This is a genomic window from Pseudomonas sp. dw_358, from assembly GCF_018449655.1.
GTDB lineage: Bacteria > Pseudomonadota > Gammaproteobacteria > Pseudomonadales > Pseudomonadaceae > Aquipseudomonas.
The window spans coordinates 34,909-59,581 of record NZ_JAAVUX010000012.1 but is presented as its reverse complement, the minus strand read 5'-3'; the positions used below and the strand labels follow the sequence as shown (position 1 = coordinate 59,581).

At 63.3% G+C, this 24,673-nt stretch carries 14 protein-coding genes; 6 read left to right on the top strand and 8 right to left on the bottom strand.

Features of this window, described 5'->3' with window-relative positions:
- Nucleotides 1-11 precede the first annotated feature (11 nt).
- On the bottom strand, nucleotides 12-1,367 hold the full coding sequence (locus HB675_RS17610) for a TolC family outer membrane protein (RefSeq protein ID WP_213879836.1): 1,356 nt from the start codon (nucleotides 1,365-1,367) through the stop codon (nucleotides 12-14).
- A 577-nt stretch (nucleotides 1,368-1,944) separates the two neighbouring features.
- Here HB675_RS17610 and HB675_RS17605 point away from each other — a divergent pair.
- Nucleotides 1,945-11,856, top strand: coding sequence for a retention module-containing protein (locus HB675_RS17605; RefSeq protein WP_213879834.1), 9,912 nt, complete (start codon nucleotides 1,945-1,947; stop codon nucleotides 11,854-11,856).
- A 132-nt stretch (nucleotides 11,857-11,988) separates the two neighbouring features.
- Here the strand turns inward: HB675_RS17605 and HB675_RS17600 are convergent, their stop codons facing one another.
- The gene (locus tag HB675_RS17600; protein ID WP_213879832.1) at nucleotides 11,989-12,576 is read right to left on the bottom strand and encodes a YecA family protein; all 588 of its coding nucleotides are present in this window, start codon (nucleotides 12,574-12,576) and stop codon (nucleotides 11,989-11,991) included.
- A gap of 297 nt (nucleotides 12,577-12,873) precedes the next feature.
- Between HB675_RS17600 and recQ the strand changes: the two genes are divergently transcribed.
- The 4 genes from recQ to HB675_RS17580 all read left to right on the top strand — a co-directional run bounded on the left by recQ (nucleotide 12,874) and on the right by HB675_RS17580 (nucleotide 18,177).
- Nucleotides 12,874-15,012 (top strand): DNA helicase RecQ, encoded by a 2,139-nt coding sequence (gene recQ / locus HB675_RS17595; protein ID WP_213879830.1) that lies wholly within the window; start codon nucleotides 12,874-12,876, stop codon nucleotides 15,010-15,012.
- 121 nt (nucleotides 15,013-15,133) lie between these two features.
- The gene (locus HB675_RS17590; protein WP_213879828.1) at nucleotides 15,134-15,571 is read left to right on the top strand and encodes a MarR family transcriptional regulator; all 438 of its coding nucleotides are present in this window, start codon (nucleotides 15,134-15,136) and stop codon (nucleotides 15,569-15,571) included.
- Nucleotides 15,572-15,655: 84 nt separating this feature from the next.
- On the top strand, nucleotides 15,656-17,875 hold the full coding sequence (locus tag HB675_RS17585) for a FimV/HubP family polar landmark protein (RefSeq protein ID WP_213879826.1): 2,220 nt from the start codon (nucleotides 15,656-15,658) through the stop codon (nucleotides 17,873-17,875).
- A 17-nt stretch (nucleotides 17,876-17,892) separates the two neighbouring features.
- On the top strand, nucleotides 17,893-18,177 hold the full coding sequence (locus tag HB675_RS17580) for a SelT/SelW/SelH family protein (RefSeq protein WP_213879824.1): 285 nt from the start codon (nucleotides 17,893-17,895) through the stop codon (nucleotides 18,175-18,177).
- 6 nt (nucleotides 18,178-18,183) lie between these two features.
- Here HB675_RS17580 and HB675_RS17575 read toward each other — a convergent pair whose 3' ends face one another.
- Nucleotides 18,184-18,498, bottom strand: coding sequence for a DUF962 domain-containing protein (locus HB675_RS17575; protein ID WP_213879822.1), 315 nt, complete (start codon nucleotides 18,496-18,498; stop codon nucleotides 18,184-18,186).
- Between the two features lie 145 nt (nucleotides 18,499-18,643).
- Here HB675_RS17575 and HB675_RS17570 point away from each other — a divergent pair, with 145 nt between their 5' ends.
- Nucleotides 18,644-19,201 (top strand): NAD(P)H nitroreductase, encoded by a 558-nt coding sequence (locus tag HB675_RS17570; protein WP_213879820.1) that lies wholly within the window; start codon nucleotides 18,644-18,646, stop codon nucleotides 19,199-19,201.
- Here HB675_RS17570 and HB675_RS17565 read toward each other — a convergent pair whose 3' ends face one another.
- From HB675_RS17565 to HB675_RS17545, 5 genes are all read right to left on the bottom strand, one after another.
- Entirely contained in the window at nucleotides 19,202-20,542 is a 1,341-nt protein-coding gene (locus HB675_RS17565) for a HAMP domain-containing sensor histidine kinase (protein ID WP_213879818.1), read from the bottom strand.
- 75 nt (nucleotides 20,543-20,617) lie between these two features.
- The gene (locus tag HB675_RS17560; protein WP_213879816.1) at nucleotides 20,618-21,073 is read right to left on the bottom strand and encodes a Spy/CpxP family protein refolding chaperone; all 456 of its coding nucleotides are present in this window, start codon (nucleotides 21,071-21,073) and stop codon (nucleotides 20,618-20,620) included.
- A gap of 150 nt (nucleotides 21,074-21,223) precedes the next feature.
- Nucleotides 21,224-23,539, bottom strand: a complete 2,316-nt coding sequence (locus HB675_RS17555; protein ID WP_256737591.1) for a stalk domain-containing protein — start codon at nucleotides 23,537-23,539, stop codon at nucleotides 21,224-21,226.
- 108 nt (nucleotides 23,540-23,647) lie between these two features.
- Complete coding sequence (locus tag HB675_RS17550; protein ID WP_213879814.1) at nucleotides 23,648-24,325, bottom strand: response regulator transcription factor; 678 nt, start codon at nucleotides 24,323-24,325, stop codon at nucleotides 23,648-23,650.
- A 47-nt stretch (nucleotides 24,326-24,372) separates the two neighbouring features.
- The gene (locus tag HB675_RS17545; RefSeq protein ID WP_213879812.1) at nucleotides 24,373-24,672 is read right to left on the bottom strand and encodes a YciI family protein; all 300 of its coding nucleotides are present in this window, start codon (nucleotides 24,670-24,672) and stop codon (nucleotides 24,373-24,375) included.
- Nucleotide 24,673: the final 1 nt, after the last annotated feature.

Here is a 24,673-nt window from a genome sequence, read left to right as displayed (position 1 = left end):
GCCGGCTGATATTACTTCATGTCTGGCAAGTGCACGTCGCTCTTCACATCGTTCTGGGCGACGGCAGCTGCCGGCAAGACGACTTTGACTTTGCTCAACAACAGGCCTTCGCTGGCCAGTACGCGGTAGCCTGAGTATTCCTCGGTATAACGCAGAGTAGCGTAGTTGCGGCTGGCGTTGTAAAGCTCGTTTTCGCTGTCCAGCAGGTCAAGCAGGGTCCGTTGACCGAGGCCGAACTGGTCTTGGTAGGCCGCGCGAACCCGGGTGGTGGTCTCGGCATATTCACGGGCGTACGGCGTCTGGATCCGGGTGTTTTCCAGCGCATGCCAGGCCAGCGACAGGTTCTCGTTGATCTGGCGCAGCGCGTTGTTGCGGATGTCCATGGCCTGGTTGATCTTGTGCGCGTCGGACTGCAGGCGGGCCTTGTCGCTGCCACCGTGGAACAGGTTGTAGTTCAAGGTCACGCCAGCACGCCAGTCGTTGTTGCGGCCTTCTTCGCCCGACAGGTTGTTGTTCGCACCCACGGCCATTTCGGCAGCGACGGTGGGGTAGAACGCCGACTTGGCCTCGTCGTACTGCTTCTCGGCCGACTGCACATCGGCCTGGGCGGATTTCAGGTAGGGGTTGTTGTCCAGCATGGCTTTCTTGGCGGTCTGAAGGTCAGCCGGCAGTTCGCCCTTGATCGAGGCCAGCGGTTCCAACTCGTCGGGTTCGCGGCCCACGGCGCTGAAGAAGTTCGACTCGGCGTCGTTCAGGTCGACCTGAGCGGTGTACAGGTTGTTCTCCGCCAGCGCGCGACGGGCGCGGGACTGGTCGACGTCGGCCGTGCTGCCCACACCGCGCTGGCTGCGCAGACCGATCTGGTCGTTGACGCGCAAGTGCGCCTGCAGGTTGTTCTTGGCCAGGTCCAACAGTTCGCGGCGCTTGAGCACTTCGAGGTAGACCTCGACCGCGCGCAGGGCGAGGTCCTGGGCGGTGCCTTGCACGTAGTAGGCGCGGGAATTGACGATCGACGACGTGCGGCCCACTTCGTTGGTGGTGGCCGAGCCGTCGAACAGCATCTGGCGCAGACGCAGCTCGGACTGGGTGTAGTTCAGGGTCTCGGTATGACCGTTTTCGATGGCGCGGGTGGTCGGGTTATCGGATTTTTCACGGCCGTAACCGGCGACCAGATCGACGCTGGGCAGGTAACCGCCCTTGGCCGCCTTGACGTCTTCGTCCGCCGACAGGCGGTTGTTGATGGCAGACTGCAGTTCCGGATGGTTATCTACAGTCGACTGGATGGCCTCAGCCAAGGACATGGCATTGGCGTTCGCGCAGGCCATCGACATCAGCATCGCGCCGCACAGCGGGGTCAAAACGCGCATTTCGTACATCTCCCTGAATTCTCAATGTTTGTGTCGCACTCGCCATTTTTATGGCGATGTTTATTGTGTAAAACGTTTCAACGGCGTAACGGCTGTCTGAAGCATAAGTTCAAACAAATTCTAGACTGTTTTCGAATAGGTGTTATTCAAAAAAAAACTTATACGCTCCCTCCATTTCGGGACATTGTTTCCTCCCAAACCCGTGTGCTGTGTAGCTATATCATGGTTTGTCGGGTTAGGGAAAAGGTTCAAATTTTTTTGCAGCGAAGGCCGAGCTAGTCGCTTGAGGGAAGAGGTGAACGGGGTTTTCTGCGCGACAAGAAAATGACTTTGTACGATTTTCGTTACCCCGTTTCGCCCTTTGCTGGCTGGGATAGTATCGAGATATTTCCGATTTGAATCGGATTATTTCAAGAAGTGATGCAAATCCTCTAACAGGCTGGATCATGGATACGTGCGATGGATCGCGCTTTCCTGCGGCGTGCCCGCAGGACTGAGTCACCGCCGGTTGCTGGTCGATCCACTTTCATGCACTGCTCGCCTGCGCTTGGCCTCAATGGCATAAGGAGACAGCGAGATGGCCCAGTTGATTGGTGTGGTGAGCAAGGTAGTCGGGACAGTCATCGCGGTGGCCGCCAACGGCGGCCGTCGGGTACTGGTCGAAGGTGACCGGCTGTACGCGGGGGACGTGCTCGAAACTGGCACCAGCGGCGCCGTCGCGGTGCATCTGCAGAACGGCCAGGACATGATGCTGGGCCGTGACAGCACGGTGCACTTGTCCGAGCAGACTCTCGCCACCAACGTGGTACCTCATGTCGAGATCGTGGCCGAAGGCACTGCGCCCAACGCGTCACCGCTGATCGACGTCGAGCGCATCCAGGCGGCCATCGCGGCAGGCCAGGACCCCAGCGTCGACGCCGACCCGACAGCCGCCGGGACCACGCCCGCGGTGGCCACCGGCACAGCCGCCGGGGGCGGGCATTCGTTTGTGCTGCTCGAGGCCGTCGGCGGGGCGGTAGCGCCTACGGTGGGTCTGGACACGGCGGGCGTCACGTCCACCGCGGCCACCGCCTCATTGTTCGTCAACTCGCTGGTGTCCACCACGGCGGTGACTGTCTCGACGAGCACCCTGAACGGCATCAATGAGGCCAACCTGGCCGACGGTTCCAACCCGTTGGCCAGCGCCCTGACCCAGACTGGCAGCTTCACCGTGACCGCCACCAACGGCCTCTCCAACCTCAGCGTCGCCGGCACAGCCATTCTCACCAACGGTGTGCTGGTGGGGCTCAATCAGGCCATCACCACGGCGCTGGGCAACTCGATCACCATCACCGGCCTGGACGCCTCGGCCGGCACCGTCAACTACAGCTACACCTTGCTGACCAACGAAGCGCACGCGGCGGGCAACGGCACCAACAACCTTGCCGAAAGCATCGGCATCGTTGCCAGCAATGCGGCCGGGGCGACCGGCACCGGCAACATTGTGGTCAACATCACCGATGACGTGCCCACGGCGGTCAACGACCTCAACGATGACGGCGTCGACCAGAACGCCGGCAGCGTCACCGGCGACGTGCTGGACAACGATATCCAGGGGGCCGACGTCATTGCCTCGGGGCCGATCACTGCGGGCACCTTTACCGGCATCTACGGCACCCTGGTGCTGGCAGTGGACGGGTCCTACACCTACACCGTCAATCCCAATGCGCCGGCCTTCATCGCCTTGGGCCATGGCGGCAGCGGTGTGGACACCTTCACTTACACGCTCAACGATTCGGACGGTGACACCAGCACCGCCACCCTGTCCGTCGACGTCAACAACGCCGACACCATCACCATCAGCAACTCCACCGTCACGGTCAATGAAGCCAACCTGGCTTTGGGGTCTACCCCCAGCACGGCCGCGCTGACGCAGAATGCCTCCTTCGTAGTAGCGGCCAGTGCCGGCTTGTCGGACCTGTCCATCAATGGCGTCGATGTTGTCAGCGGCGGCGCGGTCGTTGGTGCCAATCAGCCGATTGCCCTGTCTTCGGGCGACACCATCACCGTCACCGGGGTCAACCTGACGACCGGGCTGGTCAGCTATGCCTATACCCTGAACCAGGCCTACAGCCAGGCCAGCGGTGGCGGGGCCAACAGCCTGGTACTGGGCATCTCGGTGGTGGCCATCGACAACGAGGGCAATGCGGTCAGTAATGCCATCAACGTCAACATCACCGATGACGTGCCTCGGGCCGTGGCCGACAGCAATTCCGGAGTGGCCACGGCCACCAGCACCACCTTGACCGGCAATGTGCTGACCAATGACATCCAGGGCGCCGACCGCATCTCCACGGGCCCGGTCACGGCCGGCAGTTTCTCCGGCACCTACGGCACCCTGGCGCTCAATGCAGACGGCACTTACACTTACACCCTCAACCCCAGCGACCCGGATTTCATCACGCTGGGGGCGGGCGGGCGCGGCACCGAAACCTTCACCTACACGCTCAATGATGCCGACGGCGACACCAGCACTGCCACCCTGACCCTGAACGTCGCCAATGGCACGTCGTCCTCCACCATCAGCATCGCTCAGGCAGGCAGCGCGCCGACCGTCAACGAGGCGAACCTGGCGCTGGGCTCTTCGCCCAATGCCGCGGCCCTGACCCAGACCGGCAACTTCACTGTGACCGCCAGCGCCGGGCTCAACAGCCTGTCGATCAATGGCGTGGCCATCCTCACCAACGGCACCCTGGTCGCGCTTAACCAGCCGATTACCACGGCGCTGGGCAACACCGTGACCGTCACCGGGCTGAACGCGCTCACCGGCGCGGTCACCTACACCTATACCCTCAACCGCAGCGAGACCCACGCTTCGGGCAACAGCACCAACAACCTGACGGAAACCCTGTCGATCATCGCCACCGACAAGGCCAACGTCTCGGCGTCCGGTTCGCTCACCGTCAACATCACCGACGATGTGCCCAGGGCGGTCAACGACACCGGCAGCACCAGCGCCGATGCCAGCCACCTGACCCTCACCGGCAGTGTGTTGACCAACGACACCCAGGGCGCCGATCGCATTTCCACCGGCCCGGTGACCGCCGCGACGCTCACCGGGACCTACGGCACTCTGGTGCTGAACAGCGCTGGCAATTACATCTACACGCTCAACACCAGCGATACCGATTACATCGCCCTGGGCAGCCGCACCGGCACCGAGACCTTCCGCTACACCCTCAACGACGCCGACGGCGACACCAGCACCGCCACCCTGACCCTGACCGTTGCCGGTGCGCCCGGCAGCGTGGTCATCAGCGGGCTGGGGGCCACGGGTGGCGACGTCAACGTCAAGGAGGCCAGCCTGGCGCTGGGCTCGGCGCCCAACGCCTCGGCCCTGACCCAGACCGATACCTTCGTGGTCACCGCCAGCAATGGTTTTGCCAGCCTGTCGGTAGCCGGGGTGTCCATCCTCAACAACGGTGTGCTCACCGGGCTTAACCAGCCCATCACTACCGCGCTGGGCAACATTCTTACCGTCACCGGCCTGGATGCCACTACCGGGCTCGTCACTTACACCTACAAGCTCAGCGGTGCGACCAATGTCACCGGCACCGGCAACAATGTCTCCAGCGAAAACATCGCGGTGGTGGCCACGGACAGCAGCGGCACTTCCAGTACCGCCACTATCGTCGCCCAAGTGACCGACGACGTGCCCACGGCGGTCAACGACACCAACACCACCAGCGCCGACGCCACGCACCTGACTCTGACCGGCAACGTACTGACCAACGACGTCCAGGGCGCCGATCGCATCGCCAGCGGCCCCATCACCGCCGGCAGTTTCACCGGCACCTATGGCACCCTGGTGCTGACCGCCACGGGCACCTACACCTACACCCTCAATACCGCCGACCCGGACTATGTCGCGCTGGGCAGTGGCACTGGCACCGAGACTTTCACCTACACCCTGAAGGACTCCGACGGCGATACCAGCACTGCCACGCTGATCTTGAACGTGGCCGGCAATGGCGGTGGCACCATCACCATTGGTGGCATCGGCAACGCGGCAGGGGATGTCACGGTCAATGAGGCCAACCTGGCCCTGGGCTCTTCGCCCAACGCGGCCGCCTTGACCCAGACCGGTACCTTTACGGTCAACACCGCTGCCGGCCTGTCGAACCTGACGATCGCCGGTGTGACCGTGCTGCTCAACGGCAACCTGGTCAACTACGGCACGCCGATCACCACGGCGTCGGGCAATAGACTGCTGGTCACCGGCCTGAACGCCACCACCGGCGTGGTGACCTACAGCTACACGCTGACCGGCGCCGAGACCCACCCCACCGGCAATGGTGCAAACACCCTCACCGAGAACCTGGCGGTCACCGCCACCGATCGTGCTGGAGCCTTTGGCAGCGGGACCCTCGTCGCCCATGTCACTGATGATGTGCCGCGTGCGGTCAACGACACCGGCCCCAGCGCGCTGGACGCCACGCACCTGACCCTCACCGGCAACGTGTTGACCAACGACGTGCAAGGCGCCGATCGCATTGCCGGCGGGCCGATCACCTCGGGCACCTTCACCGGCGTCTATGGCAGCCTGGTGCTGGCGGCGAACGGGGCCTACACCTACACCCTCAATACCGCCGACCCGGACTACATCGCCCTGGGCAGCCGCACCGGCACCGAAACCTTCACCTATACCCTCAAGGATGCGGACGGCGACACCAGCACCGCCACCCTGACCCTGAACGTCAATGGCACCACCGGCAGCATCAGCATCATTGGCATCGGCAGCAACGACGTCAGCGTCAACGAAGCCAACCTGGCGCTGGGCTCGTCGCCCAATCCCGCCGCCCTGAGTCAGACCCACACCTTTACCGTCAACGCCACGGCCGGGTTGAGCAACCTGTCGGTAGGCGGGGTGGCTATCCTGACCAATGGCACCCTCGTGGGCTTGAACCAGGCGATCACCACCACGCTGGGCAATACCATCACCGTCACCTCGCTGGACGCCACCACCGGGTCGGTAACCTACACCTACAAACTGACCGGCAACAATGCCAGTGCGGTAGTGGCCGGGGCCAACACGGTCAGTGAAAACATTCTGGTGACCGCCAGCGACAGCACCGGCGCGGCCACCAGCGGCAACATTGTTGCCAACGTCATCGACGACGTGCCGAAGGCAGTCAACGACACCGGCGCCAGCAATCTCGACGCCACGCACCTGACCCTCACAGGCAATGTGCTGAGCAACGATACCCAGGGCGCCGATCGGATCACCAGCGGGCCGGTCACCGCCTTCACTCAGACCGGCACCTACGGCACGCTGATCCTCAACAGCAGTGGCGTCTACACCTACACCCTCAATACCAACAGCAGTGCCTACCTGGCGCTGGGCAATCACACGGGTACCGAGACCTTCACCTACACCCTGAAGGACTCCGACGGCGACACCAGCACCGCGACCTTGACCCTGACGGTGGCCGGGCAGACCGGCACCATCACCTTCAGCGGCATCGGCAGCAACGACGTCACTGTCAATGAAGCCAATCTGGCCCTGGGTTCGGCGCCCAACGCCTCGGCACTGACCCAGACCCACACCTTCACGGTCAACGCCACGGCGGGGCTCGCCAGTCTGTCGGTGGCCGGGGTGACCATCCTCAACAACGGCTCGCTGGTAGCGCTCAATCAGCCGATCACCACGGCGCTGGGCAACACCCTGACCATCACCGGTCTGGACGCCACCACAGGGCTGGTCACCTACACCTATCAACTGACCGGCAACAACGCCAGCGTGGTCGCAGCAGGTGCCAATACCGTCAGCGAAAATCTCGCGGTGGTGGCCACCGACCGGGCCGGGACCTCGGCCACCGGCAGCATCGTCGCCAACGTGATCGACGACGTGCCAAGGGCGGTCAACGACACTAATGCGACCAACGCCGACGCCACCCACCTGACCCTCACCGGCAACGTCCTGACCAACGACATACAGGGTGCCGACCGTATCGGCAGCGGACCGATCACTGCCGGCACCTTCACCGGCACCTACGGCACCCTGGTGCTGACCGCCACCGGTGGCTACACCTACACCCTCAACACCAGCGACCCGGATTACACCGGCCTGGGTAGCCGCACCGGCACCGAGACGTTCACCTACACCCTCAAGGACTCCGACGGCGACACCAGCACCGCGACCCTGACTTTGAACGTCACGGGTACGGGCACCCTGACCATCGGCGGCATCGGCAACAGTGCCGGCGACGTGACCGTCACCGAGGCCAATCTGGCGTTGGGCTCGGCGCCCAACGCTGCGGCCTTGACCCAAAGCGGCACGTTCACGGTGAATACCACTGCCGGGCTGTCGAACCTGTCGATTGCCGGGGTGACGGTGCTGAGCAACGGCAACCTGGTCAACTACGGCACGCCGATCACCACCGCGCTGGGCAACACCCTGCGCATCACCGGGCTCAATGCCACCACCGGGACGATCACCTACACCTACACCCTGACCGGCAACGAGGCTCACCCCACGGGCCTGGGCGCCAACGTGCTGACTGAAAGCCTCGCCGTGGCCGCCACTGACCGCGCCGGCTCCAGCGGCAGCAGCACGATTGTGGTCAAGGTCACCGACGACGTGCCCACGGCGGTCAACGACACCAGCGCGACCACGGCCGATGCCACGCACTTGACCTTGACCGGCAACGTGTTGACCAACGACATCCAGGGCGCCGACCGGGTCAGTGGCGGCCCGGTGCAGGCGGGTACCTTTGTCGGCACCTACGGCACCCTGGTGGTCAGCACCAGCGGCGCCTACACCTACACCCTCAATACCAGCGACCCGGATTACCTGGCCCTGGCTGGCGGCGGTCGTGGCACTGAAACCTTCAGCTACACCATCAAGGATTCGGACGGCGACACCAGCAGCGCCAACCTGGTGCTCAATGTCGGCGGTGCGGCCAGCACGGTCACCATCGTCGGCATCGGCAATTCGGCTGGAGACGTCAGTGTCAACGAAGCCAACCTTTCCTTGGGCTCCTCGCCCAATTCGGCGGCCCTGACCAAGAGCGGCAGTTTCACCGTGACCACTTCGGCGGGCCTGTACAACCTGTCCATCGGCGGCGTTGCGGTGCTCACCAACGGCACGCTGATCAACTACGGCGCGCCCATCACCACCGCCTCCGGTAACACCCTGAGGATCACCGGGCTCAATGCCTCCACCGGCCTGATCAGTTACACCTACACCCTGACCGCCAACGAAGCCCATCCTTCGGGCCAAGGCACCAATACCCTGACCGAGACCCTCGCGGTGGTGGCCGGCGACCGCGCGGGCGCCACGGGCACCAGCAGCCTTGTCGCCACCGTAGTGGACGACGTACCCACGGCGTTCAACGACAGCAACAGCACGGCGGCCACCGCCACGCACCTGACCCTGACCGGCAACGTGCTGACCAACGACATCCAGGGTGCGGACCGCGTCAGCAGCGGCCCGGTGCTGGGCGGGACCTTCACCGGTACCTACGGCACCCTGGTGCTGAGCAGCACCGGCGCTTACACCTACACCCTGGACACCCGTGACGCCGACTTTCTGCGCTTGGCCAACGGGGCGGCTGCCACCGAGACCTTCACCTACACCCTCAAGGACTCCGACGGCGACACCAGCTCGGCGGTGCTGACCCTCAACGTCACCGGTGACACCAGCAGCATCGTCATCGGCGGCTTCGGCTCGACGCCGGTCACCGTCAACGAGGCCAACCTGGCGCTGGGCTCGGCGCCTAATGCCAGCGCCCTGACCCAGACGGCGACCTTCACCGTGACCGCCAGCGCCGGGCTGACCAGCCTGTCGGTGGGCGGCGTGGCCATCCTCACCAATGGCGTGCTGGTGGGGCTCAATCAGGCGATCACCACCAGCCTGGGCAACACCATCACCGTGACGGGCCTTAATGCCACCACCGGCCTGGTCACCTACAGCTACCACCTGACCGGCAACGACGCCAACGTGGTGGCGGCGGGGGCCAATACCGTCAGTGAAAGCATCGCTGTATCGGCCACCGATGCCACCGGCAATACCGCCACCAGCAGCATCACCGCCAATGTCATCGACGACGTACCCAAGGCGGTCAACGACACCAACGCGTCGGTGGCCGATGAAACTCATCTGACCCTCACCGGCAACGTGCTGACCAACGACACTCAGGGCGCGGACCGCATCACCACCGGCCCGATCACCGCCGGCACTTATGTGGGCACCTACGGCAGTCTGGTGCTGGCCGCGGACGGTTCATACACCTACACCCTCAACCCCAACAGTGCGAACTTCGTTGCGCTGCTGGGGGGAGCGTCGGCCACTGAAAGATTCACCTACACGCTCAACGACTCCGATGGCGATACCAGCACGGCGACCCTGACCCTGAACATCAGCAACGCCAACGATCCGGTCACCCTGGGCGGCCTGGCGGTGCCCGGCGGCGAAGTCACCGTGTACGAGGCCAACCTGGCCACAGGCAGCAGCCCGGACGCGGCCGGCTTGACCCGCACCGGCAGCTTCACGGTCAGCGCCCCGGACGGCCTCGCCAACCTCACCATCAACAGCGTGGCCTTGATTACCAATGGCGTGCTGGCCACCTCTTTGCCAACAATTACCGGTGCCCTGGGCAACACCCTGACCATCACCGGCTACAATGCCATCACCGGAGTGGTCAGCTACGCCTACCACCTCAACGGCACCGAGACCCAGGCGGCGGGTGCCTCGTCCATCGTCGAAAATTTCACCGTGGCTGCTGCCGACCGCGATGGCAGCAGCACCACCGGTGTGCTCAACGTCAACATCATCAACGACGCACCCATCGCCGTGAATGACGTCAATGGCTCGCTGCTCAGCGCGGCCAACCAGACCGCCACCGGCAACGTTCTGACCAACGACGTGCTGGGCGCCGACCGGGTGACTGGCGGCCCGGTGGTGTCGGGCACCTATACCGGGACCTACGGCACGCTGGTGCTGGCGGCCAACGGCGCCTACACCTATACCCTCAACACCAGCGACGTGGACTTCAAGGCGTTGTCCACCGGCCAATTCGTCACCGACAAGTTCTCCTATACCTTGCGCGATGCCGACGGCGACACCAGCTCGGCGCAGCTGTCATTGCAGATCACCGGCGGTGCAGCAGCCACTACGGTGACCCTGTTCCGCACCTTGGTAGTGGCGGACGATACCCAGACAGCGGCGACCAACAGCAGTGACTTTACCGCCAGCACCTTGCAGACCATCGCCTTCAGCGGCGCCAGCACGCAGTTGGCGGAGTCGATCAGGAGCCTGGACCGCGCCGAGTTCACCGCGCTGTCCGGCGGCATGGCGGCGGCCTTGCTGGTCACCGGTTACCTGGCGGCCACCGCGGCGGCAGGGCAAGTGGACCAGGAGTCCTTCAGTGTCTCGCTCAAGCAGGGTGAGACCTTGACGGTGGACACGGCCATGGCCAGTCAACTGGGCCTGCAGCTCGTGCTGGCGGATGGCTCGACCCAGACGTTGACCGCCGATCACGCCTTCACCGCCACCCAGGATGGCACCTATACCTTGCACGTGAGCAATACCGGCACGGCGGCAGAGAACTACAGCCTGGGCCTGACCATCGGTCCGACCACGGCGATCTACGCCAGCGATACCGCAACCGGCACCGCCACCGATGCTCACTATTCGACGGCAGACACCACCACGGCCACTGCTGCGACCCTGACGGCGGCGACCACGGGCGATCATGTGCTGGTGGGCACCGATGGCAACGATACCCTGACGGCGGGCTCGGGCAATGATTCGTTGTTCGGCGGCAAGGGCGACGATTTGTTGATCGCCGGCTCTGGCAATGACCTGCTCAACGGCGGCGAGGGCAACAACACCGTCAGCTTCCAGAACGCGACCGCCGGGGTACATGTCAGCCTGGCCATTGTCGGGCAGCAGAACACCGTGGGGGCGGGGTATGACACCTTGGTGTCGATCCAGAACCTGGTGGGCTCATCCCATGACGATGTGCTGATCGGCAACGACAGCGGCAACGTGCTCAACGGCGGTCTCGGCAATGACACGCTGGTCGGTGGCAAAGGCAATGACACGCTGATCGGCGGGCCGGGGAACAATACGCTGACCGGTGGCGGCGGAAACGATTCGTTCTTGTACGAGCAGGGCAATGTGGGGCATGACACGGTCACTGACTTCAAACCGGGCAGTAACACCCTGGACTTGTCGCAGCTGTTGCAGGGGCACACTGATACCAACTCGCTGGATGACTACCTGCACTTCAAGGTGACGGGCACCGGGGACAATCTGGTCTCGACCATTGAAGTGAGCTCGAGCGCGGCGGCGACGCCGACTCAGACCATTGATCTGCAGGGGGTGAACCTGGCGACGCAGTATGGTGTGGCGCCTGGGGCGAGCGGGGTGGTGGCCAGTAATGATGCCGCGACCATTATTCATGGGATGTTGACGGATCATTCGTTGAAGGTGGATACGGTGTAAGCGGGCCCACAGGGCTAGAAGCCGGATGCATCGCGCAATCCGGCTTTTGATCTGGCTTTTGATCTTGATTGTCCGCGCCCTCAGCAGGGAGAGCAGATCAAAAGCCAGATCAACGGCGAGTTGTCTGCCCTGTCAGTGGTGACGCGGCTTCAACAACGCCGGCTTTTCATCCGGTGCATTGCACAGCAGATACAACGCCGTCAGCGCCTCGGGAATCTGTACGATCATGTCGTCCATCAAGTTGGCATCCGCCGCGATATCGGAGAACTCCGGCTGCTCATCGAACAACCCGGAGCCGACCATGATCGGCAGCAACATCTCGCTCACTTCATCCTCGGCCGTCTCGAACCACGCCGACTCACGCAGGAAAACCCCTTCCATGAAACCGATGCACCAGCCACGCAACTCGGAATCATCCGGCTCTTCACCCAAGTCCAGCTCGCACGGCAGCTCGAATTCTTCATCACTGGCCAACTGACGGGCGATGTGTGCCTTGAGCTGAATCAAGGTCGCTTCGATCTCCTGGCGTTGAGCATCGTTTTCGTAATGCGGCTCTTCGGCAAAGAGGGCGTCAATCCACTCGCGGTCGGGCACGTCTTCGGCGCAGATCGACAGCGCCGTCAGATAGCCGTGGGCGGCGACATAATCCAGCGCCTCATCATGCAGCTCGTCGGCGTCGAGGAAGGCTTGCAGGCGGGTCAGTTGCTCGGCGAAGGACATGAAGGGTTTACCTTGAGGATTAAACGATTGTGAATTCTAGGCCCTGTTACCCCTTCGGCGCCACCCGCAAGGGCAAACAGCGCTGTAAAAGCGCGGCTTGCAGGCCGATTGGCCGGTGACTCCCCTGTTTGCCCGGACGCTCGGGTATAATGCGCGACCTTGCCCGGGGAGCCGTTTCCCGATTGCGTGCAACCTGCGCTTACGTATTTTTCCGTGAAGTGCAGTGGTTTTTCGTCCAGCCTCTTTATTTTCCGGCCTCCGGGGCATGGGTGGCTTGGCGACATTTTTGGAGTTCCTATGCTCGAACAGGCTCAACGCGTCCTTAAGGACATCTTCGGTTACGACAGCTTCCGCGGTCGCCAGGGTGCCATTATCGAGCGCGTGGCCAGTGGCGGCGATGCCTTGGTCCTGATGCCCACCGGCGGCGGCAAATCGTTGTGCTTCCAGGTCCCGGCGCTGCTGCGCGAAGGCCTGGCCGTGGTGGTTTCGCCACTGATCGCCTTGATGGACGATCAGGTCGCTACCCTCGAAGAACTGGGCGTGGCGGCCGCATCGCTCAATTCGACCCTCAGCGCCGAAGCGCAGCGTGACCTGGCTGTGCGTATACGCCGGGGCGAAATCAAGATGCTGTACCTGGCCCCCGAGCGCCTGGTGCAGCCACGTATGCTCGAATTTCTCCACGGCTTGCAGATCGCCCTGTTCGCCATCGACGAGGCCCACTGTGTATCGGCCTGGGGCCACGACTTCCGTCCCGAGTACCTGCAACTGGGTCAACTGGCCGAGCAGTTTCCGGATGTGCCGCGCATTGCCCTGACCGCGACCGCCGACAAGCGCACCCGCGAAGAGATCGTCACCCGCCTGCACCTGCAGAATGCCGAGCGCTTTCTGTCCAGTTTCGACCGCCCCAACATCTTCTACCGCATCGTGCCCAAGGATCAGCCGCGCAAGCAACTGCTGACCTTCCTCGGCGAGCGTCGCGGCAACGCCGGCATCGTCTATTGCCTGTCGCGCAAGAAGGTCGACGAGGTGGCGGCCTTCCTTTGCGCGCAGGGTTTTCCCGCGCTGTCCTATCACGCCGGGCTGCCGTCCGACGTACGGGCGAGCAATCAGAAGCGCTTCCTCAACGAGGAAGGGCTGATCATGGTGGCCACCATCGCTTTTGGCATGGGCATCGACAAACCCAATGTGCGCTTCGTGGCGCACATGGACTTGCCCAAATCCCTCGAAGCCTACTATCAGGAAACTGGCCGGGGCGGGCGCGACGGTTTGCCCGCCGATGCCTGGATGGCGTATGGCCTGCAAGACGTGCTGATGCTCAAGCAGATGCTGCAAAACTCCGAGGGCGACGAAGTCCACAAGCGCGTCGAGCAGCACAAGCTCGATGCCATGCTGGCGCTTTGCGAAGAGACCCGCTGCCGGCGCCAGGCGCTGCTGGGATATTTCGACGAAGACCTGCCCCAGCCATGCGGCCATTGCGACAACTGCATGGATGGCGTGCAGACCTGGGACGCCACCGAGCCTGCGCGGCAGGCCTTGTCTGCGATCTTTCGCACCGGTCAGCGGTACGGCGTCGGTCACCTGGTGGACGTGCTGCTGGGCAAGGACACCGAAAAGGTCCGCGGCCCCGGCCACGAGAAGCTGGCGGTGTTCGGCGTGGGCAAGGACCGCAGTGAAAGCGAGTGGCGAACGATCTATCGCCAGTTGGTGGCTCGCGGTCTGGCCGATGTCGACCTGGAAGGCTACGGCGGCCTTCGCCTGAGTGCCACCTGCCGGCCTTTGCTGCGCGGTGAAGTCACACTTGAACTGCGCAAGGAGGTCAAGGCGCCGAGCAGTTCCCGTGGCACCGGGTCGAGCAGTGGTGGCAGCCCGGCCAGTCAGCTGGTGCGCCCCGACGAGCGCGAGCAGTGGGAAGCCCTGCGCGTCCTGCGGCGCAAGCTGGCCGAGGAACACGCGGTGCCGCCTTACGTTATCTTCCCCGACTCGACCCTGCTGGAAATGCTGCGCAGCAAACCCGGCAACATGGCCGAAATGGCCCAGGTCAGCGGTGTTGGCGCGCGCAAGCTCGAGCGCTATGGCGAAGCCTTTCTGGAAGTGCTCGGAGGTACAGAGGCGCCGGCCCCGGTGGCCGACATTCGCCACGAGCTCATCAGCCTGGCGCGCGCCGGCATGACCCCGACGCAGATTGCCAGCCAGTTGGCCTGTACCGAGAAGAACGTCTACAGCCTGCTGGCCGAGGCGATTGGTGCCCAGCAACTGTCTCTCGAGCAGGCGCTGGACCTGCCGGAAGACCTGCTGGGCGAGATCCAGGATGCCTTCCTGGACGGCGAAGGCGAGCTCCCCCCAGTCGCTCAGGTTCAGGAACAGTTCACCGGCCGCGTGCCGGAAGGGATTCTGTATTGCGTGCGTGCGGCTTTGCAGTCCGAGTTCGAAGTGTGATCGCACCGTCTGCCGCGATATAACATCCAGTGATAATGACTGTTCGGCATGACTCTTGCCTCTCCTCTTGAGCCATGCTTAGCTGCCTAATTGGTAGTTTTGTTTTTATCACGAGTTATTTATGCCTCTCACCGACCGACATCGTTTTGGAATGCAACTGGCGCACATGTCCCGCGGCTGGCGAGCCGAGCTGGACCGCCGTCTGGTGGGCCTGGGCTTGTCCCAGGCCCGCTGGCTGGTGCTGTTGCACCTGGCCCGGTTCGAAGAAGCGCCCACCCAGCGAGAATTGGCACAAAGCGTGGGGGTTGAAGGCCCGACCTTGGCGCGCCTGCTCGACAGTCTTGAAACCCAAGGGCTGGTCAAACGCTTGGCGGTGCTGGAAGATCGACGTGCCAAAAAAATAGCCTTGAGCGACTCCGCGCTCCCTTTGATTGAACAAATCGAATCAATCGCCGATAACCTGCGTAACGAGTTATTCAACGGTGTGGCCGAAGAGGATTTGCGTGTCGCCATGCGTGTCCACGCGCAAATACTCACCAACCTGGAAAAGAAGGCATAACGCCTGGCTGCCCGCCGGTCTTTGAGAAAGCGCAGGCGGCGAGCTATACAAAAGTATTGGATGCTGTTCCTTCAAGGGATTCTCATGCTCGAGCGTTTACTCTCCCGTTCCAGACGCTTTCCCCAGGCTCTGCTGCCCCTCGCGCTGGCCTTCGGCGCGTTGTGCTATTCATCGATATCGTCCGCCCTCGGGCTGGGTGAGCTGACCCTGCGTTCCTATCTGAACCAGCCTTTCAAGGCCGACATCGACCTGACCGATACCGCTGGCCTCGACGCCGACGATATCTCGGCCGCAATCGCGACGCCTGACGCCTACGCGAAGGCGGGCATCGACCGGATCTTCTTTCTCAATGATCTGCGCTTTACGCCTGATTTCAGCGGTGGCCGCAAGGTGATCCACGTCACCTCGAACAAGGCGCTCACCGAGCCGTACCTGAACTTTCTAGTGGAAGTGAACCGTCCCGGCGGTCAGCTGCTGCGAGCCTATACCGTGTTGCTGGACCCGCCGGGTACGGTTGCCTTGGCGCCGCCACCGCCTGTAGTGGCGAGCAAGCCTGCGGCGCGTCCGGCGGCCAAACCCAAGGCCGCTGCTGCGCCGGACGCCGAGCATGCCAGCGCGCCACCGGCGCCACCGGCGCCACCCATGGCCCCGGCGGTAGACCCGCAAGTGCAGAAGAGTCTGGACGAGCTGCGCCTGCGCTTGCAGACCTTGCAAAGCGAAGTTGACGTGAAGAATTCCCAGGTCGCTTCGTTACAGGCCCAGTTGGCGCAGACGAAGGGAGTACCTGCCGAACCAGCGGCATCGGTTTCCGCGCCAGTGCTGGTGAATTCGGCGCCGGCTTCGGGCCCTGCGCCTGTAGCGACCAATCCGGTTCCGGCAGCGTCGCCAGCAGCTGTTCCCGCGGCACCTGTGGCGGCAACACCTGCGCCCGCATCGACACCAGCCCCCGCGCCGGCCCCGATCAACAAGCCGGCCGCTGTGACGCCTGCGCCGATCATCCCGGCGCCGGTTTCCGAGGAAGACAGTTCCTGGTACCTGATGTTGGGTGTGGCGGCATTGGTGTTGCTGCTGGTGGCCCTGCTGTTGGTGGTCCGCCGCAACCGATTGCGCAGTGCGTCCTTGGCGGTCGTGCCGCTGGAAGCTGAAAGCGAGGACAGCGCTTTGGTCAAGCCGGCCCAGGCCAGCGAGGCCCAGGTGGCTGCGCCGGTCACGCGCTCCTTGGCGCAACAGGAGCCTGTAGCCGCCTCGCGCCGGGAAACCGCGGCTGCCACCGATGCGCTGGACGGTGCCAGCATCTACATCGCTTACGGGCGATTCAACGAAGCGCTGGGTATTTTGCGCGAGGGCGTGATCAAACAGCCGGACCGCACCGATCTGCGCTTGCGCATTCTTGAGGTGATGGGCCAGCAGGGCGACCTGGCGGGTTTCGATCAGGAGGAGGCTGAAATGCTGGCCATCGGTTTCAGCGCCGAGAAAATCCAGCAAGTCCGTCAGCAATCGCCCAAGCTTGCCCAAGCGGCCAAAGCGGCAGCCGCACCCTCGGTCAGCCCTGAGCCGGCTGCCGTCGTGGCGGCCGCAGGCCTTGCCGCCGCCACGGCCGTTGCGGCGCAGGCCGAGGTCAAGGCCAGCCCGGTGACGGCGCCATCGGAGCCTGCGCCCGAGATTACAGCGCTGCATACCAGCCCGGTTGCCGAGCCTGATTTCGATTTCGATCTGGAGTCCCTCGGCGGTGAAGACTTGCCGTTGCTCGATGACAGCGTCCCGACGCAAGAGCCGGCACAGGAGTTCCAGCTGAACCTCGACGACCTTTCCACCGACGTCGACTGGGATGCCGTCAGCCCCTTCGAGCCGGCGCCCATGGTCCGCAAGGCTGCTCCTGCCGAACCCGCTGAACTGGATCTGGATGAGCCACTGGAGGTCGATCCGATCTTCAACACCAACTTGCGCGAGTTGCCGGAAGTCTACGAGATGCCGGACGAGCAATTCCTCAGCGACTTCGCCGACCTCGACGAGCCGTTGCTGGAAACGGAGCCGGTCAATGAACATGATCTGCAAAGCCAGGATGACATCGACAACGACTTTCTCAGCAGCTTCGGCGCCGACAGTGATTTCGAACTGGAGGCCTTGAGCGTCGATTTCGACAGCGTCGAGAGCCAGCAGGCATCCGCGGAGAAGCTGGAACAGGCGCAGAGCCTGATCGAGATCGGCGACACCGACGGGGCCAGCAATTTGCTGCACGAACTGCTGCGCGACGGGGATGATTCGTGCAAAGCCAGTGCGCGGGTATTGTTGGCGGGGTTATAGATATAGCGAGCCATTCAATGACCACCCTCAAACCTGAAATCACCATCACCTACTGCACTCAGTGCCAATGGTTGCTAAGGGCAGCCTGGCTCGCCCAGGAACTGCTCAGTACCTTCAGCGATGACCTGGGCAAGGTCTCGCTGGTGCCTGGCACCGGTGGCGTGTTCCTGATTACCTGCGACGCTGTGCAGATTTGGGAGCGCAAGGCCGATCAGGGTTTTCCCGAGGCCAAGGTACTCAAGCAACGGGTGCGCGATCAGATCGATCCCGAGCGAAGCCTGGGGCACAACGACAAAACGTGATACGGCCTAGAAATCGACGTGCCCCAGCAACATGTCCCGATACATGACGAAATCCCCCAGCAGGCTGTAGAACGGGTACTCGAACGTGGCCGGGCGGTTCTTCTCGAAAAAGAAGTGGCCGACCCAGGCAAAGGCGTAGCCCGCTATCGGCACGGCCAGCAGTAACCACCACTGACCACTGGCCAGCGTGTACGCCAGCAAGGCAATGACCAGGCTGGTGCCGACAAAGTGCAGGCGCCGACAGCTGCTGTTGCCATGCTCGGCCAGATAGAACGGGTAAAAGTCGGCAAAGCGGGTGAAGCGGGGATGGGTCGTGTTCATGGGACGTTGCCTCCGTTCGAGCGCGCGACATCTGCACGAAGTATGAACCGCCAAGGGGAAAAATGCGCGGCCGGGCAAATGGGTCAAACTCCGCAGGGCCCGGTGGGTCTACAATCCTCACTCTCGATCATCAAGGAGGTAGCCGATGGAGGCTCTCGACGCATTGCTCAACCGTGTATCCGTCCCCCGGCTGGTGGAGCCAGCGCCCAGCCAGGTGCAGCGTGAAGTCCTGTTCCAGGCCGCCATGCGCGCGCCAGACCACGGTCTGCTGCGGCCTTGGCGCTTTCTGACGGTGGAAGGCAGCGCTCGCGAGCAACTGGGCGAGCTGCTGGCTCAGGCGGTGGAGGCCAACGGTGATGCCAGCGAGGCGGCCCTGGACAAGGCTCGGGGCATGCCGCTGCGGGCGCCCTTGCTGATCGTGGTGATTGCCTGCCTGCAGGACCACCCCAAGGTGCCGGCCAACGAGCAGTTGCTGGCGGCCGGCTGCGCCGCCCAAGGTATTTTGCTGGCGGCCTATGCCCAAGGCATTGGCGCGGTATGGCGCACCGGAGAACTGTCGTACTCGCCGCTGGTAGCCGACGGCCTGGGGTTGCAGGACAACGAGCGCATGCTTGGTTTCCTGTATCTGGGCACGCCGCAGAAACAGCCGCGCCAGGCACCCCAGGTGGAGTTGGCCGACTACGTCAGCGTCTGGACCGCCTGATCAGACATCGGTGGGCGGCGACAAGGGCACATCCAGCGTGGCGATGAAACCGCCGGCCGGATGATTGCCCAGCAACAGCCGTCCTCCGTGGCGTTCCACTGCCCGGCGTGCAATTGCCAGGCCCAGCCCATGGCCCTGGGCGGTCTGCCCTGGGGCGCGAAAAAACGGTTCGCCCAGTTGTGCCAAGTGCTCTTCCGCCGCGCCAGGCCCGTGGTCGCGAACGCTCAACTCCACCCGCTCGCCCACCAACCTGGCCTGCAGTTCCACCGGTTTGCCCACCGGGTTGAAACGCAGGGCATTGCGCACCAGGTTATCCACCGCCCGCTCGATCATGGTCGGCCAGCCGCGCACGGTCAGGCCCGGTTGCGCCTGGATCCGCACTTCCTGTTCCGGTGCGCTGAGCTGGGCATCCTTGCGCACACTGCCCAGCAACACGGAAATATCCACAGGCTCGGCAGTGGCGTGTTCAGCGTCCAGTCGGGCAAGGGCGAGTATTTCGCTGATCAAGGCTTCGAGGCGATCGCACTCGCGGGTCAGCCGCGGCCAGAGTTTTTCTCGCTGTTCGGGCTCGGCGCGTTCGGCCAGGGCCAAGGCGATACGCAGGCGCGCCAAGGGCGAGCGCAGCTCATGGGATACGTCGCGCAGCAGCTGACGCTGACTGCCAATCAGACTTTGCAGGCGCTGGCCCATCAGGTTGAAGTCGGTGGCCAGCACGCCGAACTCGTCGCGGCGATTGGACAGGCGTGCCAGGCTGTTCTGTTGATAAGTCGCCTGGCCCAGGTCGTGCACAGCGCCGCGCAGCTGGTTCAGGGGGCGGGTGATGGACAGTGTCACCAGCAGGCTGAACAAGGTCAGCACCACCAGCGCGATACCCAGCGCACTGAGGGGCCACATCAGGCTTTCGCGATGCCAGGCGTCCAGTTCAGGGTGGGGTATGCGATAGATGAACAGGTAGGTCTCGCCCGAGGTCGGGCTGACATATTCGGTGGTCAGGCGCCGCCAGGGCAGTTGTCGCTCATCGTTGTGCTGACGCTGCTCCAGGGCGGCGGCGCGGCGGGTAAAGGTGCCCGGCACTACTGACTCGCTGCTGTCGTTGAGCACTTGCGTATCGATGTGATAGTGCCGGCGCAATTGTTCAAGCATGTCCTGGGCCGGGTCGGCACCCTGGCTTTGGTTCTCGTAGGTCTTGGTCCATTGCTCGGGAAAATTTCGCAGGCCAGGGTGGCGACTGAGAATCCAGGCATCCTGATTCAGGATGTGCCCCAGCAAAATGGACAGGCCGGCAACCAGAGCGATGGCCAGCCAGAAGCTGGCCAGAATACGCCAGAACAATGAACGCAAAAGGGAGCCTCCCAGACGGAGAAAAACAAAAACCCGGCCAACGTGGGGAGTGGCCGGGCTCGCGTACTGCCAAGCTTACTGGGTTTTGTCAGCCGTCTGGCCTTTGGAGGCCTTCCAGGCCTGAAATTCCTTCCATTCGGCGCGGCGCTGATCTTCTTTCTGCTTGATCGCGTCAAACTGCTTCTGCTGATCAGGCTTGAGCAGCGCGCGGATATCGGCCTGGGTCTTGTCTTGTCCGGCCTTGATTTCGTTCTTCATGGCCTGTTGATCAGCCGCTGGCAATTTTTGCAGGTAGCGCTCGGTGATCTCGCGGTCGCCGTGCATTTCACCACCTACCAGCTTGTCGATCTGCTGACGCTGGTCCGGGGTCAGGTTCAGCTCGGCGTAAGGGGCGCGGTGACGGCCGGGACCAGGGCCAAAGCCGGGGCCTTTGCCGAAGCCAGGGCCATCACTTGGGCCATCGCCAGGACTCGCCATGGCCACAGCAGGCAGGGCCGCAGCGAGCATCAATGCAATAAGAGTCTTGCGCATGGTGAATCTCCTTGTCTGATTCCCGGTGATTACCGGATGCGCTCAGTTTAGGGAGATCAAGGTCAGGCGCGGTCAATGCCAGGTAAAGCTTGCGTAAAGACCCCGTGGCGGCGCTGGCCTGCAAGCGTGGCCACGGGGCCGGTGGCTGCCTCAGGGGGTGGCCGCATCGAGCGGGGCTTCGGGCGCATTCAAGTACAAGGTGGGGGTCTGGTCGAAGAAGTTCCAGGGCTTGAGCAGCACATTGACCCATTCGGTGGGCATCATCGGCCACTCCTCCGAACGCACCACGTGGGTGGTACCGGTGGTCAGCCATACCACCAGATCCTGGTTCACGATGGACTGATCGTTTTGGGTGTAGAGCCCCAGGCCGGTTTCCTCCCTGGATCGATTGGGATATTTGCCCTCGGGGTAGCGCTGCAGCGGATTGTGACGGGTGACCCAGAGTTGCTTGTCCATGAAGGCGAATCGCCGGCTGAGCCATTCGTCCGGACCGAACATCGCGCCTTTGGCGATAGGATGGGTGCCGCCCGCATAAGGGATGACCTGATAGGCCACCGGGTTGCCCACTTTGTTGGACTTGTTGGTGTTGGCAATCAGGCGGATGGTGCCAGGGTCATACTTTTGTGCGGCTTGCAGCTCGCTGGCCACTTCGCGCTGGGTCGTCTGGATACTGGTGGTACGCGGTCCGCCGTCCTTGTTTTCAGCAATGATCGGATCGATTTCCAGTAGCGAGTTCTGCTCGCCGTCGATGTCCAGATCCAGGCGGAAGTTGTAGATATGCTGGTGCGTGGTGCCGACCAGGTTGTGGTCGATCAGAGTGCCGTAGCGGGTGTCATCGGCCGCCGTGGCGTCTTGCATGGTGCGCGTGGCCACCCCTTTGACCGCCTCGATACCGGTGGCGCCGGCATTGATGCCCAAGGTGCCGTTGGGCTGCAGCACCCAGTCGAAGATATAGTCGTAGTTGCCTACGGTACTGATCCAGCGAATGACCAACTCGCGCCGCTCGGCGCTGACGTTCGGCTGGTTGCCTTCCTGATGTTTGTATTCAGGTCCGGCGTAGCGTTCGAACAGCGCCATGGCGCGAGGGATGGTGCGTGGCTCACCGCTGCCGTCGGCCAGGGTGGCATCCAGCAGCACAGCATTGCCGGGCACGTCTGTGCCGCGTTCGATCGATGAGGTGAGGGCGCCCATGCCGAAGTCACCCGAGTCCAGGTAGGCCATGAAGTACCAGCCAATGTCCGGGTCGCCATAGGGCACGATCATCCCGCCCAGGCTGCCCTCGTACATCACTTTGCGCCGCACGCCTTTGTCGTTGTAGGTCAGGGTCGAGAGAACCGGGCCGACCCGCGTGTCCATGCGCAGGTGAAACTCCCAGTTGTGCCACTTCACCACGTTGCCGGTGAGCTGATAGTTCTTGCCCTGGGGCTCGGTGATATCCAAGGGCTTGAGCGCCATAGGCCGCTGGTCACGTCCATCGTAGGGGGCGGGCCGCGAGGGGATCGGCAGCACGCCGGTATCGTCGAGCTTGATCATTTTCTTCTCGGTCAGATCGACCACCGCCACCAGTTGATCAATGGGGTGTGCGTAGAAATTGCCATCGCCGATATCGAGGTAGGACGCGACCTTGAGCAACCTGGCATCGTGCACCAGGCCGTCCTCAGCGCCAAAATAACCGGTGGTCAGCGTTGAAGTGACCACTTTATCCAAATCGGTGACGCCGCGCTTTTTCAGCGCCTGGATATACTGTGGATCGGCCTTGAGTACCCGATCGATCACGGCATCCTCCTCGGCCAGCACACGGCCGTGGACACCCTCGATGAACTTCCATTGCAGCAACTGAGCCTTGTCCAGATCGACGAGCGCCTCGAACACTTTCTTGCCGTCCAGCACGGTCATGCTCGCCTGGCGAGGCAGCGGCGTGGCCTTTTGGTCATAGACGAACGACCAGACCTTTTCCTTGGGCGGCTCGTGCACGCTGACGTCAGTGAACTGCATGCCCTGGCGATAGTGAGGCGATTGCTTGAGCGTCGAGACCGCAGCGGAAATCTCGGCGCCCGTCAGCGGATTCAGGGGGTGCGGACGGGTTTCCAGGCGGAATGTTTCGTCGAGGTCCGACTGGAACAGTTCATTGATCATGCCCGCGTACATCATGGCCGTGCCATCTTTGAGCATGACCGGTGCGGTGAGCTTGAGCGTCTTGCCGTTCACGAGCGCCGTCGGGCTGTCAGGTCGAAGCTTGATGTGGGCGCTGTTGTGGTTGATGACATAGAGGCCGGCGTACTCATCCCAGTGCACGCTGGCCCCGAACGCACGCAGGCTGGTTTCCAGTTCGATCATCTCCACGGGGCCGCCGTGGGCCACGGCCTGGGTCATGGGGCTTGCGGCAAGCAGGGCGGCGAGGGTGGTGGCGAGGGGAGAGGGGAAAAACCGGCGTTTGCGCGACGGTTGCGGGACGTGTTTCGGCATGTGGGTAGCTCCAGGCAATCCATGCACGGCGGCTGCCGTGTCGACGGATTATCTGGAGGCGTATGGGGGGGGCGCAGGGTGAAGGCTTTCCTGCGCCGGGCCGATGCGTTACTCCGCGTAGAAGTAACCGCGGCTGCGCAGCGCCACGATTCGTGGCCGGCCATCGGCGTGGGGCCCGATCTTCTTGCGCAGGTTGCTCACGTGCATGTCCAGGCTGCGGTCATACAGGGTCAATTTGCGGCCCAGGGCGATCTGCGCCAGCTCCTGCTTGTCCAGCGGTTCGCCTGGCTGGCGCAGCAGTGCTTCGAGCAGGCGGCTTTCGGAGATGGTCAGGCTGATGTCGTGTTCGTTGATATTGACCACGCCACGGGCCGGGCTGAAGCACAGGTCGCCCAGTTCCAGCTGGCTGGAGGCGGTCGCGGGGTGGCTGCGCCGCATGACCGCGCGCAGACGGGCGGTCAGTTCGCGGGGGTCGCAGGGTTTGGCCAGGTAATCGTCGGCGCCCAGTTCCAGGCCGAGAATGCGGTCCAGCGGCTCGCCTCGGGCCGAGAGCATCACCACCGGCAGGTCGGCATGCTCGGTGCGCAACTGCTTGAGCAGTTCCAGGCCGCTGCCATCGGGCAGCATGACATCCAGCACGACCGCCGCCGGTTCCAGTTCCGCCAACGCCGCCCGGGCGCTCTTGCCGTCGTGGCAGGCGCGGACCTGAAAGCCTTCCTGGCCCAGCCAGCTGCTCAGCAGCTCGCACAGTTCCTCGTCATCGTCGATCAGTAACAGGTCGCTCATGGGACTCTCTAATCAATGCCGCACGTCTCGGGGCTGGCAGACGGCGGTCAGGGCAGCACTTGCTTGAACGGCTTGACCAGTACCTGGGCATAGACGCCCGCGGCAATGTAAGGGTCGTTGTCGGCCCAGCTCCGGGCGCTGGCCAGGGAGTCGAACTCGGCGACGATCAGGCTGCCGGTGAAGCCGGCTTCGCCCGGGTCGTTGCTGTCGATGGCCGGGTGCGGGCCGGCCAGCACCAGGCGACCTTGCGTCTGCAACTGCTTGAGTCGCTCCAGGTGCGCGGGTCGCACACTCAGGCGTTTTTCCAGGGAGTTTTCGACATCGGTAGAGATAATGGCGTAAAGCATA

What these genes read in the sequence shown, in the direction of transcription:
- HB675_RS17610 (WP_213879836.1), bottom strand. Translation starts at nt 1,367, where the DNA reads ATGCGCGTTTTGACCCCGCTGTGCGGCGCGATGCTGATGTCGATGGCC.
- HB675_RS17605 (WP_213879834.1), top strand. Translation starts at nt 1,945, where the DNA reads ATGGCCCAGTTGATTGGTGTGGTGAGCAAGGTAGTCGGGACAGTCATC.
- HB675_RS17600 (WP_213879832.1), bottom strand. Translation starts at nt 12,576, where the DNA reads ATGTCCTTCGCCGAGCAACTGACCCGCCTGCAAGCCTTCCTCGACGCC.
- recQ (WP_213879830.1), top strand. Translation starts at nt 12,874, where the DNA reads ATGCTCGAACAGGCTCAACGCGTCCTTAAGGACATCTTCGGTTACGAC.
- HB675_RS17590 (WP_213879828.1), top strand. Translation starts at nt 15,134, where the DNA reads ATGCCTCTCACCGACCGACATCGTTTTGGAATGCAACTGGCGCACATG.
- HB675_RS17585 (WP_213879826.1), top strand. Translation starts at nt 15,656, where the DNA reads ATGCTCGAGCGTTTACTCTCCCGTTCCAGACGCTTTCCCCAGGCTCTG.
- HB675_RS17580 (WP_213879824.1), top strand. Translation starts at nt 17,893, where the DNA reads ATGACCACCCTCAAACCTGAAATCACCATCACCTACTGCACTCAGTGC.
- HB675_RS17575 (WP_213879822.1), bottom strand. Translation starts at nt 18,498, where the DNA reads ATGAACACGACCCATCCCCGCTTCACCCGCTTTGCCGACTTTTACCCG.
- HB675_RS17570 (WP_213879820.1), top strand. Translation starts at nt 18,644, where the DNA reads ATGGAGGCTCTCGACGCATTGCTCAACCGTGTATCCGTCCCCCGGCTG.
- HB675_RS17560 (WP_213879816.1), bottom strand. Translation starts at nt 21,073, where the DNA reads ATGCGCAAGACTCTTATTGCATTGATGCTCGCTGCGGCCCTGCCTGCT.
- HB675_RS17555 (WP_256737591.1), bottom strand. Translation starts at nt 23,539, where the DNA reads ATGCCGAAACACGTCCCGCAACCGTCGCGCAAACGCCGGTTTTTCCCC.
- HB675_RS17550 (WP_213879814.1), bottom strand. Translation starts at nt 24,325, where the DNA reads ATGAGCGACCTGTTACTGATCGACGATGACGAGGAACTGTGCGAGCTG.
- HB675_RS17545 (WP_213879812.1), bottom strand. Translation starts at nt 24,672, where the DNA reads ATGCTTTACGCCATTATCTCTACCGATGTCGAAAACTCCCTGGAAAAA.